This window comes from Vibrio sp. N418, from assembly GCF_000222565.1.
GTDB classification, from domain to species: Bacteria; Pseudomonadota; Gammaproteobacteria; order Enterobacterales; family Vibrionaceae; genus Vibrio; species Vibrio scophthalmi.
In genome coordinates, this window is the sequence record NZ_AFWD01000032.1 from 148,263 (window position 1) to 164,026 (window position 15,764).

The window sequence follows — 15,764 nt, forward strand, 5'->3', positions numbered from 1 at the left end:
ACTTTTTTCCTCTCGGAGCTTTCTCTTGATTACCGTTGATAAGCTAGACGGCATCACCCTCAAGATTTCCCACTCGATGGCGTCCAGCAAGAAGGCCGATCTTGACCTCTATTTTTTCGTGCCTGGTGAGTTGGGACTCAGTCCTGACGTATTAAAAGAAACCGAATTCTACTACGAATCGATTGTGCAAAAACGCGCGTACTACAGTGATAAAACCCTGTTGCCATTGGTACACAGTCGCTTAGCAAAACGTGGTCGCCTATCTTCAACACAATATCGTGTCAGCTTGAGTTTGTTCGCCTATCAATATGTGATTGCATTAGATAAAGCGGTTAGCGAACTCAACAAACACGATCGTGAATCCGTCACCGATGAAGAGATTGATGCGGTTATCGAGCTGGCGATCGACATATTAAAAAAACTGCGCCGAGCCATTCCATATGAAGAGAACTTAAAACGCTACTACGCCAATATTGATAACTATCTCTCTTGGTACACCGAGCAAAAGTTTCTCTCACTGGTTGCCCACATGTCTCGTGATGGTGAATATAAAACCTTAAAAGAGCGTTTAATTATCATCGTCGAAAAAGAGAAAGCCCACCGTAAGCTTAATAATTATAACTCTGCCACCACACGTGACGATGTCACGCGAATGAGTAATAAAATGCGCTTACTACGCCGTTTGATCGAACATCCCATCGTTCTCAAAGAACGCACGACGTCGCTGGGTAAAAACATGAAGCGCGTAGTGAAAGGGATCGCAACCGGCTTTGTGATGGTTTTCGTTACCAGTACCGCAATTCTTGCTCGTGATTACTGGGGGGAGATCACCGCGTCATTTATCATCGCGATGTCTTTTGTTTATGCATTACGCGAGATCTTTAAAGATGACTTACGTGATGTTTTATGGCGCTGGTTCCGTAAGGGGAAACCGAAATGGCGTCGCCGTTACATCGACCCAACCACCAATAAGACGGTTGGGCAAAAGACCGAATGGCTCGATTACACTCAATTGAATAAACTGCCTGATCGCATTCAATTTGTCCGTAAAAAGCGTACCGCACAGCGTGAAGAACAGATTTTGCATTATCGTTCACATGTCGAAATGGCCACATCTAAGTTCATGAGTGGTTATGAAGAAACGCGTGAATCAATGATGATCAGTATGCGCCCTCTTACCCGCTTAATGGATAAAGGTTCAAACAAAGTCTATCTATTGAACAATGGACAAGTCAGCCGTGAATCGGTAGAGAAGCGTCATCTGATCAACCTAATCGCGCGAGAAAACCGCTATGATGGCAAACAACGTTATTTCCGTTGGAAAATCATTATGAATCGTTCAAAAATCGTGGCGATTGAAAAAATCGACGTCGACCCGAACATTCCGCTACCTTAACGTGCGCTCTTTTTTATAGACAGTGTTAATTGAAATATCGCCATTGGCTCATCACCATGCAGTGTTGGGCAAGTGGCGATAATCGTAACGGGTTGATTGACTCGCTCTCCGCTCTCAATCGCTTGATCCAACATTTCATCTATCAGCGCACCATCTTGACAAGTAAACAGAACGTCGGCTTCTGGGCGCTTTAAAAAATCCGCTTGTACTGATTTAAACGCCAATGATATTCGCTCCCCCCGCGCCTGACTTTTGCTCATGGCCATAAAGCCACCCGCCACATCAGCCCCAACCGCCAATACACCAAAATAAAGACTATTGAGATGATTTTTGTTACGCCTTTTGAACGGAATAACAACTTCAACTTTGTTCTTATCAAGGCTAATAATGTTCGGCCGACAATAGTAAATCAGCGGCACTTTGAAAAAGCCAAATAATTTGAGATATAGGTTCGCTTTACGTAGTGGCGAAATCATCACAACCCTCACAACCAACTGGTCTGACATGCTTATCTATGCCTTAATTAAATGTCAGCACTGCTTAAAGTCAACATTGCATTAACAATTATGAGATTTACCACCATTTAAAGGTTACATTGTCACCCCGTTATAGTTACTTTATTTACTTCGTTATAAGTTAAAGCTTAAGAATTTGTATAATAGGTTTATTCCTTATTGCGTTTCCGTTATCTTTACCGCTTCGCAATAAAAGAATAGGCTGTGGTATGCCACTTAAAACCGACGAACTAAGAACCCAACCATTGGGACCAATGCCAGCTCCAGTAGAGTTGAGTAACGCTTACCCAATCACGGACGACGTTGCAGATCGCATAGCTCATTCTCGCCGCCAAATTGAACGCATTCTTAATGGCCAAGACAAACACCGTTTGCTGGTAATTGTCGGCCCATGTTCTGTTCACGATACTGAAGCGGCGCTTGATTACGCTAATCGACTCGCAGCAATTCAAGAACTATACAAAGATGAACTCTTTGTTGTGATGCGCACGTATTTTGAAAAGCCGCGCACTGTCGTAGGTTGGAAAGGTCTGATTACCGATCCTAACTTAGATGGTTCATACGCGTTAGAAACTGGTTTGCACAAAGCTCGTAAACTATTGCTCGATATCAACAAGCTTGGCTTAGCGACCGCAACCGAGTTTCTTGATATGGTTACTGGCCAATACATTTCTGATTTGATCACTTGGGGTGCCATTGGCGCACGTACCACGGAATCACAAATCCACCGAGAGATGGCATCGGCATTGTCTTGCCCAGTTGGCTTCAAAAATGGCACGAATGGTAATATTAAGATCGCCATCGATGCAATTCGAGCTTCAAAAGCGTCACATTATTTCTATTCCCCCGATAAAAATGGTCGAATGACAGTTTATCGCACCAGCGGTAATCCATTTGGACACGTCATTTTACGTGGTGGTGAGCAAGGAACGAACTTTGACGCAAAATCGGTTGAAGCCGCTTGCAAACAACTAGAAGAATTCGATTTACCACAACGACTTGTGGTAGATTTCAGCCATGCAAACTGCCAGAAAGAGCATCGCAAACAAATCGATGTCGCTAAAGACATCTGCGAGCAAATCAAATCTGGTAGTACTTTCATCGCCGGCATTATGGCGGAAAGTTTTATTGTCGAAGGCAACCAACCTATGGATGACCTGACTGCCCTTACCTACGGCAAGTCTATTACCGATCCATGTTTAAGTTGGGAAGACACAGCGAACATGTTGGAACTATTGGCGAACGCAGTAAAAGCACGCCCATAAATTTACTTAGAGGACATCTACATGCCATCTTTTGATATTGTTTCTGAGATTGATACCGTTGAATTACGTAATGCGGTAGACAACGCATCACGAGAGCTTACGACTCGTTTTGATTTTAGAAACGTTGATGCTGAATTTGAGCTACAAAAAGATGAAACAGTAAAACTGAGTGCTGAAGGTGATTTTCAGCTTAAGCAAATGCGCGAAATGCTTCGCGGCCACCTTGCTAAACGTGGTATCGATGCGGGTGCTCTAGAATCAAAAGAGCCTGAAGCAACCGGTCGTCGCTGGCATCAAATTATCGTGTTCAAACAAGGCATTGATACACCAACAGCAAAAAAAGTAGTCAAGTCGTTGAAAGACGCCAAGTTAAAAGTACAAGCATCTATCCAAGGTGATAAAGTACGTGTTACTGGCAAAAAGCGTGATGATCTACAAACCGCTATCGCACACATCCGTGGCGCAGAACTTGGTCAACCATTCCAGTTTGAGAACTTCCGCGACTAACTCAGTCGTAGACTTTGATAACAGTATTTGATTTAAAAACCCGCCATTTGGCGGGTTTTGTTTTATTGGCTGGCGAGCTTTAAATGCAGTGCTTGCTTTATTAGCAAACTGAACTTGGTCGATGCCTGCGGGATCAGAACCACCACTCGCAACTGTTGCTGTTGCGCCTTAGTAAGCATTGAAGATAACGCCACTTCATCATCAAAAGCAAGTCTCTCTGCGTCACGTCGTACCGAGTCGACAAACACAAATGGGCACTCTTGAGCATGCAGCACCAACTCCGCTTGTTGCATCAAACGTAGTGCTTTTAACGATAACAATTCAACATCATTCCCAAACTCAATCCAAGAGACTTGTCCAACATCTGTTACAGGCTGGTCAATCAGCTGACGATAACAAGCTTCAAGCGCTTGATATGAGGTCGCGACTTCCACTTCAGGCAACTCAAAAAAACGCTCCCAAAACTTTCGTCTCGATTCAACATCAGGTAGTGCTTGCTTGATATCATTGCGCTTTGACGCAGCAAAATCCGCTTGGACATTGAGGTTTTGCGGCAACTGCGCTTCAAGTTTCTGGCGGATGTTGCGAACTAGAACCGGCGACGCACCACCGCTCGAAATTGCGACTTGAATACGACCACGATTGATCATCGAAGGCGTAATAAAATCACAATACGGTAGATCATCAACCACGTTGACTAGCAAGCCTAGTTGCTTGGCATCATGATGAACTTGGTGATTAAGGTCTGGGTTGTCTGTCGTCGCCCATACTTGCACATAACGACGGCTCAGTTGATCTTTAGAATAGAAATTTTGAATCCAATGACACTCATCTTGTGCGACTAAGCCTTTCAAATAATCATCAATGGCTGGCGAAACGATGGTAACCATTGCACCGGCACGTACCAAACTATCCACTTTGCGACACGCAACCTCACCACCACCCACAACCAATACGGGCTTTGCTTTCAAATCTAAAAAAATTGGAAAATATTGCATCGGACTCCCTGACACTCAATGTCGAATGTGACTTTCTCCATTGAGCAGATCCTGATCTACTCGATAGAAATAATAAGACTCATATTACGCTAGGGACTCCCATTCGAACCAGGCGTAGAACTACTTGAAGATTCTGTTTGAAGATGCAGCTTAATGACAAGTAATCACCGCCCATCCGCCTAAAGAAGCAAGCTAATTGTAGAGGATAAGCTCGCCAATACCACAATATCGCCAAGTAGGACGGTTATATCATACTGATTTTACGCAACAACTGCGAGTTACACGCGAACTTGACGACAACTTTAGTAAAATTACACTTAAGTATAATTTACATAAATTTAACATTTAAACATAATGAGAGATGTCTTAGTTTGTGATTTTAGTCAAAATACTATTTAAATTATACATTTGAGAAACATCGAATCCTTACCTAGGCTTATAACTGGTTGAATTGATATGTTGTGAAATTTCACAATTCTCAATAACACTGATAACAATACATGACGTTTTTTACGTTATTTCAGGCATTGCCTGTTTAACATGGAACATACAGGAAGTATAAACATGGCTAAAAAACTAACCCTTCTTGCTTCAGTCGCAGTTGCATCTACCGCTTTACTGTCAACTCAAGCACTTGCAGCAGATAGCACACTAGATAAAGTTAAGAAGCAAGGATTTCTCACTTGCGGCGTAAGTACCGGCTTGCCGGGCTTTTCTAACCCTAACTCTAAAGGCGAATGGGAAGGTATTGATGTTGAATACTGCCAAGCACTTGCCGCTGCAGTTCTGGGTGATAAAACAAAAGTGAAATATGTACCATTAACCGCCAAAGAGCGTTTTACTGCACTCCAATCGGGTGAAATTGACGTTCTATCACGCAACACTACTTGGACTCTGCATCGTGACACGTCACTCGGCCTCAACTTTGTCGGCGTAAACTACTACGATGGCCAAGGCTTCATGGTGAAGAAAGATCTTGGCGTCACCAATGCCAAAGAGCTTGATGGAGCCGCAGTCTGCGTTCAATCCGGTACTACCACGGAGTTAAATCTTGCCGATTACTTCCGTAATAACGGCATGAGCTACAACCCAGTGGTATTTGATACCGCCGCTCAAACCTCAAAAGGTTTTGATGCTGGGCGTTGTGATGTTCTCACGACAGACCAATCTGGTCTTTATGCACTGCGCTTAAATTTAGCAGACCCAAGTTCAGCGGTGGTTCTACCCGATATCATCTCTAAAGAACCGCTAGGACCTGTGGTTCGTCAAGGTGATGACAAATGGTTTAACGTCGCTAAATGGACGCTAAATACCATGATCAACGCCGAAGAGTACGGCATTTCCTCTGAAAATGCCGACAAAATGCTGAAATCCTCTGATCCAAACATTAAGCGTATTCTTGGCGTAGATGGCCCTAAAGGTAAAGGCCTTGGCTTGAATGATGATTGGGGTTACCAAATTATCAAGCAAGTGGGTAACTACGGTGAAAGCTTCGAACGCTCTGTGGGTGAAGACTCGCCACTGCAAATCTCTCGTGGTGTCAACGCACTATGGAATGCAGGCGGCTTCATGTACGCGCCACCAATCCGATAGTCACAGCAAACAATGCCAAACCAGATAAGCACTTCTTTGCAAAGACTTATCTAAAAGGCATGACGATATTGGGCGGGTCTCCCGCCCTTTTATTACATTCGATGGATTAGAGGTTACTGCTGTATGAAACCTACACAAATCGAGGCGCCAAAAGCAAAACACTCCGCTACCAGCCTTATTTATAATCCCACTTTTCGCTCGGTCGTGTTTCAGATCATCGCTGTAGGCGCACTTGGCTTTTTCTTTTACACCATAGTTAACAATGCACTAAGCAATCTTGAATCACGTGGTATCGCCACTGGTTTCGATTTCCTCAATCAAGAGGCAGGCTTTGGGATTGGCCTAACACTGATTGAATATGATGAAACCTACTCTTATGGCCGAACCTTTATTATCGGTCTGCTCAACACTGCAATGGTCTCGGTTCTTGGTATAATCTTGGCGACTATACTTGGTTTTGCTATTGGTATTGCCCGACTTTCTTCTAACTGGTTAGTCAGCCGCTTAGCAGCTGTTTACATCGAAGTATTCCGTAACATTCCCTTGTTACTACAAATCTTCTTTTGGTATTTTGCCGTTCTACAAGCACTGCCCTCACCGAGACAGAGTTTAAACCTTGCCGATGCGGTCTTTCTTAATGTTCGCGGCCTTTATCTCCCTTCTCCTATCTTTGAGTCGGGGTCATCGATTATTTTTGTCACACTCGTTATCGGTATTGTCGCTTCTATCGCTATCAATACATGGGCCAAAAATCGCCAAAAGCTCACTGGTCGTCAAACTCCCATGGTACGAATTGTCCTTGGTCTGTGTGTTCTATTGCCTATTATTGCCTATTTTTTAAGTGGCACACCGATTTCAGCCGAATACCCTGAACTGAAGGGATTTAACTTCCGTGGTGGCATCAGTATTATTCCAGAACTCGCCGCTCTGCTACTCGCGCTGAGTATCTATACTGCTTCGTTCATTGCCGAGATTGTTCGTTCAGGTATCAATGCGGTGAGTCATGGGCAAACGGAAGCTGCGATGTCGCTCGGTTTACCCCGCTCTAAAACATTAAAACTGGTCGTCATTCCTCAGGCATTACGGATTATTATTCCACCACTGACCAGCCAATACCTCAATTTAACCAAGAACTCATCGTTGGCAATGGCGATCGGTTACCCCGATCTGGTGTCGGTTTTTGCAGGTACAACACTCAACCAAACCGGTCAAGCAATTGAAATCATCGCGATGACGATGGCGGTTTATCTCACTCTCAGTCTTCTTACTTCTGCGCTGATGAATGTCTACAACCGTAAAGTCGCTTTGGTGGAGAGATAATATGAGTACACATCAATTTCAACCTGACCTTCCGCCACCCTCAAACACCGTGGGTGTGGTTGGTTGGTTACGACGTAACTTATTCAACAGCCCTATCAACTCCATTGTGACCATCATTCTTGGCTATTTTGCCTTTGTCGGTATTTGGTCAGCAGTGCAATGGGCGTTGATTGATGCCGATTGGTTAGGGTCCAGCCGTGACGACTGCTCACGTGTTGGCGCATGTTGGGTCTTTATCAGCGTTCGCTGGGATCAATTCATGTTTGGCTTTTACCCACAAGCTGAGCTCTGGCGACCACAACTGTTCTACGCAACATTAGCGATCTTTACCGTGCTGCTTGCCTATGAAAAAACGCCGAAACGCACTTGGATTTGGCTATTTTTTGTCAACGTCTACCCGTTCCTTGCCGCTGGCTTGCTTTATGGCGGCGTATTTGGGCTAGAGGTCGTCGATACGCACAAATGGGGCGGCTTGCTGGTCACCCTCATCATTGCCTTGGTGGGTATTGTGGTATCACTTCCTATTGGTGTTGCACTCGCCTTAGGTCGCCGTTCTGAAATGCCGATCATTCGCAGCATATGTACCGTGTATATCGAGGTTTGGCGTGGTGTACCACTCATCACAGTGCTTTTCATGGCTTCGGTAATGTTACCGCTGTTTCTCGCAGAAGGCTCTGAGACGGATAAATTAATCCGTGCACTGATTGGTGTGGTGTTATTTAGTTCTGCCTATATGGCCGAAGTGGTGCGTGGCGGCTTGCAGGCGATTCCCAAAGGACAGTATGAAGCTGCCGATGCTCTGGGGCTGTCTTATTGGAAGAAGATGGGGCTGATTATTCTGCCTCAAGCACTGAAAATCACTATTCCATCGATTGTGAATACATTTATTGGCCTATTTAAAGACACCAGCTTGGTGTTAATAATCGGTATGTTCGACGTACTAGGAATTGGCCAAGCCGCAAACACCGACCCCGAGTGGTTGGGTTTTGCTACCGAAAGTTATGTTTTTGTCGCGTTAGTGTTCTGGGTATTTTGTTTTGGCATGTCTCGTTATTCGATATGGCTTGAAAACAGACTACACACCGGCCACAAACGATAGCGAATAAGGAAGTAATATGACGCAACAACAAGATTACATGATCGAAATTGACGACATGAACAAATGGTACGGTGAATTCCACGTTCTGAAAAATATCAATTTAACGGTCAAGAAAGGCGAAAAAATCGTAATCTGTGGCCCCTCTGGCTCAGGTAAGTCGACCATGATTCGCTGCATCAATCGCCTTGAAGAACACCAGCGCGGCCATATTTATGTTTCAGGGACTGAACTAACCGAAGACTTGAAAAATATCGAAGCAGTACGCCGTGAAGTTGGCATGTGTTTTCAGCATTTTAACTTGTTCCCCCACCTTACCGTGCTTGAAAACTGCACCTTGGCTCCTATCTGGGTAAAAAAAATGCCGAAAGAAGAAGCGGAAAGAGTCGCGATGCAATACTTAGAGCGGGTGAAGATCCCAGATCAAGCCGACAAGTATCCCGGTCAACTGTCAGGTGGGCAACAACAACGCGTGGCGATTGCCCGTTCTTTATGTATGAACCCACAAGTAATGTTATTTGATGAACCGACTTCAGCGCTTGATCCTGAGATGGTACGTGAAGTGCTAGACGTTATGGTTGAGCTGGCCGATGAGGGGATGACGATGCTTTGTGTTACACACGAAATGGGCTTTGCTAAAGAGGTCGCCGATCGAGTGATCTTCATGGATGCAGGGGAAATTATCGAAGAGAACAACCCTATCGATTTCTTCGAAAACCCGCAGTCCGATCGAACGCAGAACTTCTTGGCGCAGATACTCCATCATTAAACGGCTACGAAACCATCGTTATCACGACCAATAAGACTAACCAGACTCTAAGGGCTCCCCTTAGAGTCTTTATTTTTCCGAGTATTGATACTCACCAGCTTGTGTTGGCATTACCTATAAAGATGCCCTAGTTCATATAAAACGTGTGCTACAATCGTGTTTTCTCGCTATTAGACGAGAGGTTAGTTAAATTGTGTTACAACTTGAATCGTACATAAACGCCTAAATTTTATTATTATTTTAATTGCAGCTCACTTGAGGCTTGATCTTTTCGGCCAACACCCTCATAAATGTAGCTATAAGCATAAAACCCATATCGAGGAAGATTATGAACAGCCCTATGTTTACCCGATCAACAAGTGCAACCAATACACTTGAGATCAATAAAACACTAAAGAACACCTACTTCTTGCTATCAATGACATTAGTAACAAGTGCTGTTGCTGCGATGGCAACCATGGCAATGGGCATTTCGCCAATCATGGCTATTGTGATGCAAGTCGCTGCGATCGGCATTCTATTTTTTGTTCTGCCTAAGAGCATCAACTCTTCTATGGGCATCGTTTGGACATTCGTCTTCACCACACTAATGGGTGGTGCTTTAGGTCCAATGTTGTCTTACTACGCATCAATTGCCAATGGTCCATCGATCATCGCACAAGCACTTGGTTTAACGGGTATGGTATTCCTAGGCCTGTCGGCATACACCATCACCAGTAAGAAAGACTTCTCTTTCATGCGTAACTTCCTAATGGCTGGTCTTATCATTGTCATCGTGGCGGCAATCATCAACATTTTCGTTGGTTCAACCATGGGTCAACTGGCTATCAGCAGCATGTCTGCTCTCGTGTTCTCTGGTTTTATCTTGTTTGACACAAGCCGTATCGTTCGCGGTGAAGAGACAAACTACGTGAGTGCAACAATCTCAATGTACCTAAACATTCTGAACTTGTTCACCAGCCTACTAAGCATCCTAGGCATCATGAACGACGACTAATTAGTCACCGTTGTTTAAAAAAAGCCCGATGGTGTATTGCCATCGGGCTTTTTTATTGAGCAAACTCTTCTGCTGAGCTACCCTATTTCTGACCTAATCGACTGGATTTCTAAAATGTTCGAATATAACGGCATACAAATTGAAACAGATGCTCAAGGCTACCTATTGGATCACAACCAATGGGAAGAAGGAATGATAGAGATCTTAGCAGAAGAAGAAGGCATAACGCTGACTGCCGAGCATCTTGAAGTTGTACACTTTGTACGAGGTTTCTACCTTGAATTTAATACCTCTCCTGCGGTAAGAATGCTGGTTAAAGCGATGGCTAAGGCACATGGAGAAGAGAAAGGTAACAGTAAGTACCTATTTAAACTCTTTAAAGAAGGCCCGGCAAAGCAAGCGACAAAATTAGCTGGCTTGCCTAAACCGGCAAAATGTTTGTAATAGCGGCTCTCTAGTCATACAAACACTCCTGTAGCTCGACTAATCGTGCAAGTCGGCTACAGGGTTAAAAATCCGTTATACGGTTTATATTCTAATTCTTCTTTGACTAACGAATCGACACGTGCACTTCTCGGCCCTTGTTGAAGATATTTTTCCATCATTGCAATTTGTTGTTCACTGCCACAAACCACCACTTCAACAGCACCGTCATTCAGATTCTTTGCGTAGCCTGTTACCCCCAACTTTAAACCTTGATAGGCCGTATGGTAGCGAAAACCTACGCCCTGAACTCTGCCACACACCTTAAATTTCATACATTTAACTGTCATTTTTGTACCTCCTTTTAGGTCACAGTGATATAGTGCAATTACTCTACAAACTCTCCCCTTGCGTCTATCGAAGGAATTATAATTATGAAAGAAATACCGTTTCGTTGGATTGATAAATATCTCATTCATCTAAAGCTTCAAGAAAAATTTTACTTACTCTTTTTGCTGCCTATCGCGGCCCTGCTCATCTTAACTTTAGTTCTTGATAGCGCCTCTCAGTCAATGGTTGATAACCTTTATCACGATGAACTCACTTTGATTGGAAACATCATTGAAACAGGCCAATTAACAAAAGAGCAAGTTGCTAACCTGATCGCGGGCTCTAACAACATTGCATTTGGCTACGGTGAAGATTCAATTGCTGTGAACGGCGGCGAATTCAACCTGATCGCAACTCATGAGCAGAATGTTTGGTCCGCTCTTTCATCAATGCAAATTGGCATTATCATCGCCACGCTTTCAATTATGGCTCTATCGGTTTACTACATCATGACCTTTATCGGTGGTGCGATGTTTACCATGAACAAAGCCCTTAATACGCTGGCAGATGGTGAACTCACAAATCGCATGAACTTTTTTAAAGTCCGTGACGAATTTAGCGAAATTGCCATCACCATCGATAAAGTCGCTGAACGCGAACAAAATATGGTGCTTTCCATTCAAGAGTCCATTGCACTTATGCAGCAAATCAGCTCTGAACTAAATCAAGCGACGCAAGAAAGCTCTCAGGTTTCCACTAATCAACAAGAGCACCTAGACTCCTTGGCGAGTGCGACAGAAGAAATGGCTTCCACTATTCGTGAAGTGGCCAGCTTAGCTCATAATTCTAGTGCGAATACTAGTGAAGCCCAAAGCGTTGCTCAGCAAGGCCAAGTCAAGGTTGCGAACACTCTGACTTCTATCTCTAGTTTATCATCCGAGATTCAATCGGCCTCTGAAGCTGTTGCGGAACTGGATGCTAATGCAGCTCAAATCGATGAAGTGGTCACGGCTATCAATGGCATTTCAGAACAGACTAACTTACTGGCACTTAATGCTGCCATCGAGGCTGCGCGTGCTGGTGAACAAGGTCGCGGTTTTGCGGTGGTCGCTGATGAAGTGCGCGCCCTAGCAGGCCGAACACAACAAGCAACGGTTGAGATCCAATCAATGATTGAAGCTCTGCAACGTAATAGCCAATCACTGACTCGTTTGATGGAAACTACCGTGATGAGCGCGAACCAAGGTCAACAACTGATGGCAGAGGTAAACGTCGAAATCGGTGAATTAGCGGATAAAAACCAAACGATTTCCGATAGCTCAACACAAATTGCAACCGCTGCCGAACAACAAGGTGTCGTGGCCGATAATATTGCTGCCAGTGTGGATGAAATTAGACATCAATCTAGTACGGTGAGTGGAATGATCAACGCATCTAAAGCGCATATTGAACAACTGCGCAGCCAAAGCACCACCATGGAAGAGATGCTTAGGGGCATAAAAGCCTAACCTAACGCAAACCCACCCAATAAGAGCCGCTTCAAGCGGCTCTTTTATTTGCTTTTCACTGACGCTTCCCCGACAATACTCCCCCTTTGTGAACAACCAATTGAGTGAACCCATGACCCCAGCAATTTACCTCGTTAAAGGCCGCGACAAATCTCTTCGTCGCATGCACCCGTGGGTGTTTTCCCGTGGCATTAACAAAGTAGAAGGTTCACCTGAACTTGGTGAAACGGTAGATGTATTTGCCGACAACGGCCAATGGCTAGCTAAAGCGGCATATTCACCAAATTCTCAAATTCGTGCTCGTGTATGGAGCTTTGAGAATACCCCTATTGATAAAGCGTTTTTTGTTAAACGTATTCGTGACGCTCAACTGCTTCGCGAAGACATCATCGAACGTGATGGTTTAACGGGTTACCGTTTAATCGCCGCTGAATCTGACGGCCTACCGGGCATTACCATCGACCGCTACCAAGACTATTTGGTTTGCCAGCTATTAAGCGCTGGCGCGGAATACAATAAAGCGACACTGGTTGAAGCTCTCCTCGACGTTTTTCCAGACATCAATATTTATGAGCGTTCAGATGTGGCCGTTCGTAAGAAAGAAGGTTTAGCAGAGACGACAGGTGTACTTCACGGCCAAGAGCCTCCTAAGTCCGTTGTTATTGAAGAAAATGGCGTCAAGATCAGTGTTGATATCGTTGGTGGTCATAAAACAGGTTTCTACCTAGACCAACGAGATAGCCGCCAGCAAGCGATGAAATATGTAAAGAACAAGGACGTATTAAACTGCTTTTCTTATACTGGCGGTTTTGGCTTATACGCCCTAAAAGGCGGAGCAAAACGTGTTATCAATGCTGACGTTTCACAACCAGCACTTGACACTGCGAAGTTCAATGCCGAACTAAACGAGTTTGATATCTCTAAGAAGCGCGCTGTTTTTCTAAACGCTGATGTATTCAAACTACTACGCGAATACCGTGATCAAGGTACTAAGTTTGACGTTGTTATCATGGACCCGCCGAAATTTGCAGAGAGCAAAGCGCAACTAAATGGCGCTTGTCGTGGTTACAAAGATATCAATATGCTTGCCATGCAGATCCTAAATCCAGGTGGCACATTGTTGACTTATTCGTGCTCAGGTTTGATGGACCAAGGTCTATTTCAGAAAATTATCGCCGATGCCGCGCTTGATGCAGGCCGCCAAGTTAAGTTTGTTGAGCGTTTCGAACAAGCTGCGGACCACCCTACTGACACTGCGTACCCAGAAGGTTTCTACCTAAAAGGTTTCGCCTGTAAAGTGCTGTAGTCGAACGTTGTTGAACGCAATATAACGATCATAATCATGATACAAAAAAGGGCCTAACGGCCCTTTTTTATTGCGGATTAACCTGTCCAAAAGAGTATTGAACGAGGTTAGTCTGGCAGGTTAATAAACAAATTGTCGAGAATAGGTGCGATGGCGTCACCGGTTTGTGGGCCTTTATTGTACCCGCCAAACTCTGAACCGACCCCTTCAAGGGTAATGGAAATATCAATGTCGTCGCCATTGTTAATGACAATCTCTACATCTTGACGAGAAACTTTTTCGATTGAAATATTCTCCAGCAAATCTTGCATTGAATCCACATCACCCAGTAGTTCTGAAATATCAAGCTTATCAGTACCCACTTCAAAATCTTTGATGAGATCCTGTTCATTGCGAGGCTCTGTTCCTTGATCTACCCATTTAAAGATATCCGCATCCAGTCCACCAATTAGGATGTCATTGCCAGTACCGCCGATCAGAATATCATCACCAATACCACCATCAAGCGTATCGTTTCCTGAACCACCACGTAGTCCATCGACGCCCTCGCCACCTAGTAGAGTGTCATTACCTGAACCACCAAATATCGCATCTGCGCCATTTTGACCATGAACGAAATCATCACCGCCACCAGCATGCGCAACATCGATATAGGCATTGCTCACCGTTGAAGTATTCAGAGCGCTGTCTTCACCCCAAGCCGCTGCTAACAATTGATCATCATCAGAGCCAGACATGAAGTTACCAATCTTGGTTTGTGCATCCAATTGGTTTACTTGCGAATGGGCATTTTCATCCAAACGCGCGTGACTATCACCGAGTTTAATGTAGTCATTACCTGCGCCCATAAAGACATCATCACCGGCATCACCGACATCGATCATCAATCCATTCTGCTGATCATACTCACCGAGTTGATAAATTTGAGATTGACCGATTTCAGCCGCAGACCCTGACCATAGGTATTTGCCGTGACCTTGCATATAGTGCACGGTATCAACGCGATCACCGTCTGAAACTACGTCAATAATGGCAGTATCGCCATCATTAAGAATATCGCCCAGTGCCGATTCGTTTTCGATAGTTAGGCGGAAGCTCTCGGTTGGCTCATATTCAATATCATCAACGGTAGGTAAATAGACTTCAAATTGTGGCACACCTGCGGGAACAACAAGCTGACCAAACTCATTCACTGTCACGCCATGAGAAAATGTGACTTTAGTTAAGTCAACATCATAAATACTTGCGCCATTTTCAGGGCTAAATGAATAGTTGAATATGGCTTCTTCGAGTGTGACTTTATCTAACTCGACCATATAGACTAATGATTCACCCTCATTGACTGCAGAGCCGACAATTCCGGTTACTTCAGCTGGCTCAGGTAACGGATTGACTATCACATTGACCTTAGCTGAATCCACACCACCATTACCATCATCAATTTGATAAGTGAATTGTGTCTCACCGACAAAGCTATCGTCTAAATCAAATTCAACCATATCACCGACAATAGTCGCAACGCCGTGCTGCTCGCCGTTGACGTAAGTAATCGTCAATGTATCACCATCGAAGTCGTAGTCATTAGCAAGTAATTCGCTTAGCGGAATTTTGAGAACATCCCCTTGATTGACTGCATAAGCACCTTCCGATGAAACTTCTATACCGGCTAAAAAGAAATCTGAAGAGTCGTTGGTCGTATCACCCTGGACACCATTTGTGTATTCTGTTGCTTGAAATACAA

15 protein-coding genes are annotated in these 15,764 nt (G+C 44.3%); 11 read left to right on the top strand and 4 right to left on the bottom strand.

Going from position 1 to position 15,764, the window contains the following annotated elements:
- Positions 1–25: 25 nt before the first annotated feature.
- Complete coding sequence (locus tag RH86_RS05095; protein WP_009385360.1) at positions 26–1,396, top strand: hypothetical protein; 1,371 nt, start codon at positions 26–28, stop codon at positions 1,394–1,396.
- Here the strand turns inward: RH86_RS05095 and RH86_RS05100 are convergent.
- Positions 1,393–1,872: a PaaI family thioesterase gene (locus RH86_RS05100; RefSeq protein ID WP_038219279.1), complete on the bottom strand. Its 480-nt coding sequence runs from the start codon at positions 1,870–1,872 to the stop codon at positions 1,393–1,395. The genes RH86_RS05095 and RH86_RS05100 overlap by 4 nt on opposite strands.
- Positions 1,873–2,120: 248 nt before the next feature.
- Between RH86_RS05100 and RH86_RS05105 the strand changes: the two genes are divergently transcribed.
- Together RH86_RS05105 and RH86_RS05110 are read left to right on the top strand one after the other, a co-directional pair.
- Positions 2,121–3,176: a 3-deoxy-7-phosphoheptulonate synthase gene (locus tag RH86_RS05105; protein WP_009385362.1), complete on the top strand. Its 1,056-nt coding sequence runs from the start codon at positions 2,121–2,123 to the stop codon at positions 3,174–3,176.
- 21 nt (positions 3,177–3,197) lie between these two features.
- Positions 3,198–3,683, top strand: a complete 486-nt coding sequence (locus tag RH86_RS05110; protein WP_005597455.1) for a YajQ family cyclic di-GMP-binding protein — start codon at positions 3,198–3,200, stop codon at positions 3,681–3,683.
- 62 nt (positions 3,684–3,745) lie between these two features.
- On the opposite strand, the gene RH86_RS05115 is transcribed toward RH86_RS05110, so the two are convergent.
- Complete coding sequence (locus tag RH86_RS05115) at positions 3,746–4,681, bottom strand: bifunctional precorrin-2 dehydrogenase/sirohydrochlorin ferrochelatase (RefSeq protein ID WP_009385363.1); 936 nt, start codon at positions 4,679–4,681, stop codon at positions 3,746–3,748.
- Between the two features lie 564 nt (positions 4,682–5,245).
- On the opposite strand from RH86_RS05115, the gene RH86_RS05120 reads away from it, so the two are divergent.
- The 6 genes from RH86_RS05120 to RH86_RS05145 all read left to right on the top strand — a co-directional run bounded on the left by RH86_RS05120 (position 5,246) and on the right by RH86_RS05145 (position 10,900).
- Complete coding sequence (locus tag RH86_RS05120) at positions 5,246–6,274, top strand: amino acid ABC transporter substrate-binding protein (RefSeq protein WP_005597459.1); 1,029 nt, start codon at positions 5,246–5,248, stop codon at positions 6,272–6,274.
- 123 nt (positions 6,275–6,397) lie between these two features.
- Positions 6,398–7,594 carry an amino acid ABC transporter permease gene (locus RH86_RS05125; protein WP_009385364.1) on the top strand — a complete coding sequence of 399 codons (1,197 nt, stop codon included), beginning with the start codon at positions 6,398–6,400 and terminating at the stop codon, positions 7,592–7,594.
- A gap of 1 nt (position 7,595) precedes the next feature.
- The gene (locus tag RH86_RS05130) at positions 7,596–8,693 is read left to right on the top strand and encodes an amino acid ABC transporter permease (protein ID WP_009385365.1); all 1,098 of its coding nucleotides are present in this window, start codon (positions 7,596–7,598) and stop codon (positions 8,691–8,693) included.
- A gap of 16 nt (positions 8,694–8,709) precedes the next feature.
- A complete protein-coding gene (locus RH86_RS05135; RefSeq protein ID WP_005597464.1) occupies positions 8,710–9,459 on the top strand; it encodes an amino acid ABC transporter ATP-binding protein in 750 nt (249 codons plus the stop codon).
- Positions 9,460–9,787: 328 nt separating this feature from the next.
- Positions 9,788–10,456, top strand: a complete 669-nt coding sequence (locus RH86_RS05140) for a Bax inhibitor-1/YccA family membrane protein (RefSeq protein WP_005597465.1) — start codon at positions 9,788–9,790, stop codon at positions 10,454–10,456.
- A gap of 114 nt (positions 10,457–10,570) precedes the next feature.
- A complete protein-coding gene (locus RH86_RS05145; RefSeq protein ID WP_009385366.1) occupies positions 10,571–10,900 on the top strand; it encodes a TusE/DsrC/DsvC family sulfur relay protein in 330 nt (109 codons plus the stop codon).
- Between the two features lie 56 nt (positions 10,901–10,956).
- Here the strand turns inward: RH86_RS05145 and yccX are convergent, their stop codons facing one another.
- Positions 10,957–11,229 (bottom strand): acylphosphatase, encoded by a 273-nt coding sequence (gene yccX / locus RH86_RS05150; RefSeq protein WP_009385367.1) that lies wholly within the window; start codon positions 11,227–11,229, stop codon positions 10,957–10,959.
- Between the two features lie 84 nt (positions 11,230–11,313).
- Here yccX and RH86_RS05155 point away from each other — a divergent pair, with 84 nt between their 5' ends.
- Positions 11,314–12,717 (top strand): methyl-accepting chemotaxis protein, encoded by a 1,404-nt coding sequence (locus RH86_RS05155; RefSeq protein WP_009385368.1) that lies wholly within the window; start codon positions 11,314–11,316, stop codon positions 12,715–12,717.
- A gap of 112 nt (positions 12,718–12,829) precedes the next feature.
- On the top strand, positions 12,830–14,023 hold the full coding sequence (locus RH86_RS05160; protein WP_009385369.1) for a class I SAM-dependent methyltransferase: 1,194 nt from the start codon (positions 12,830–12,832) through the stop codon (positions 14,021–14,023).
- A gap of 107 nt (positions 14,024–14,130) precedes the next feature.
- Here RH86_RS05160 and RH86_RS05165 read toward each other — a convergent pair.
- A partial coding sequence (locus tag RH86_RS05165) for an Ig-like domain-containing protein (protein WP_009385370.1) occupies positions 14,131–15,764 on the bottom strand: 1,634 nt, incomplete at its 5' end.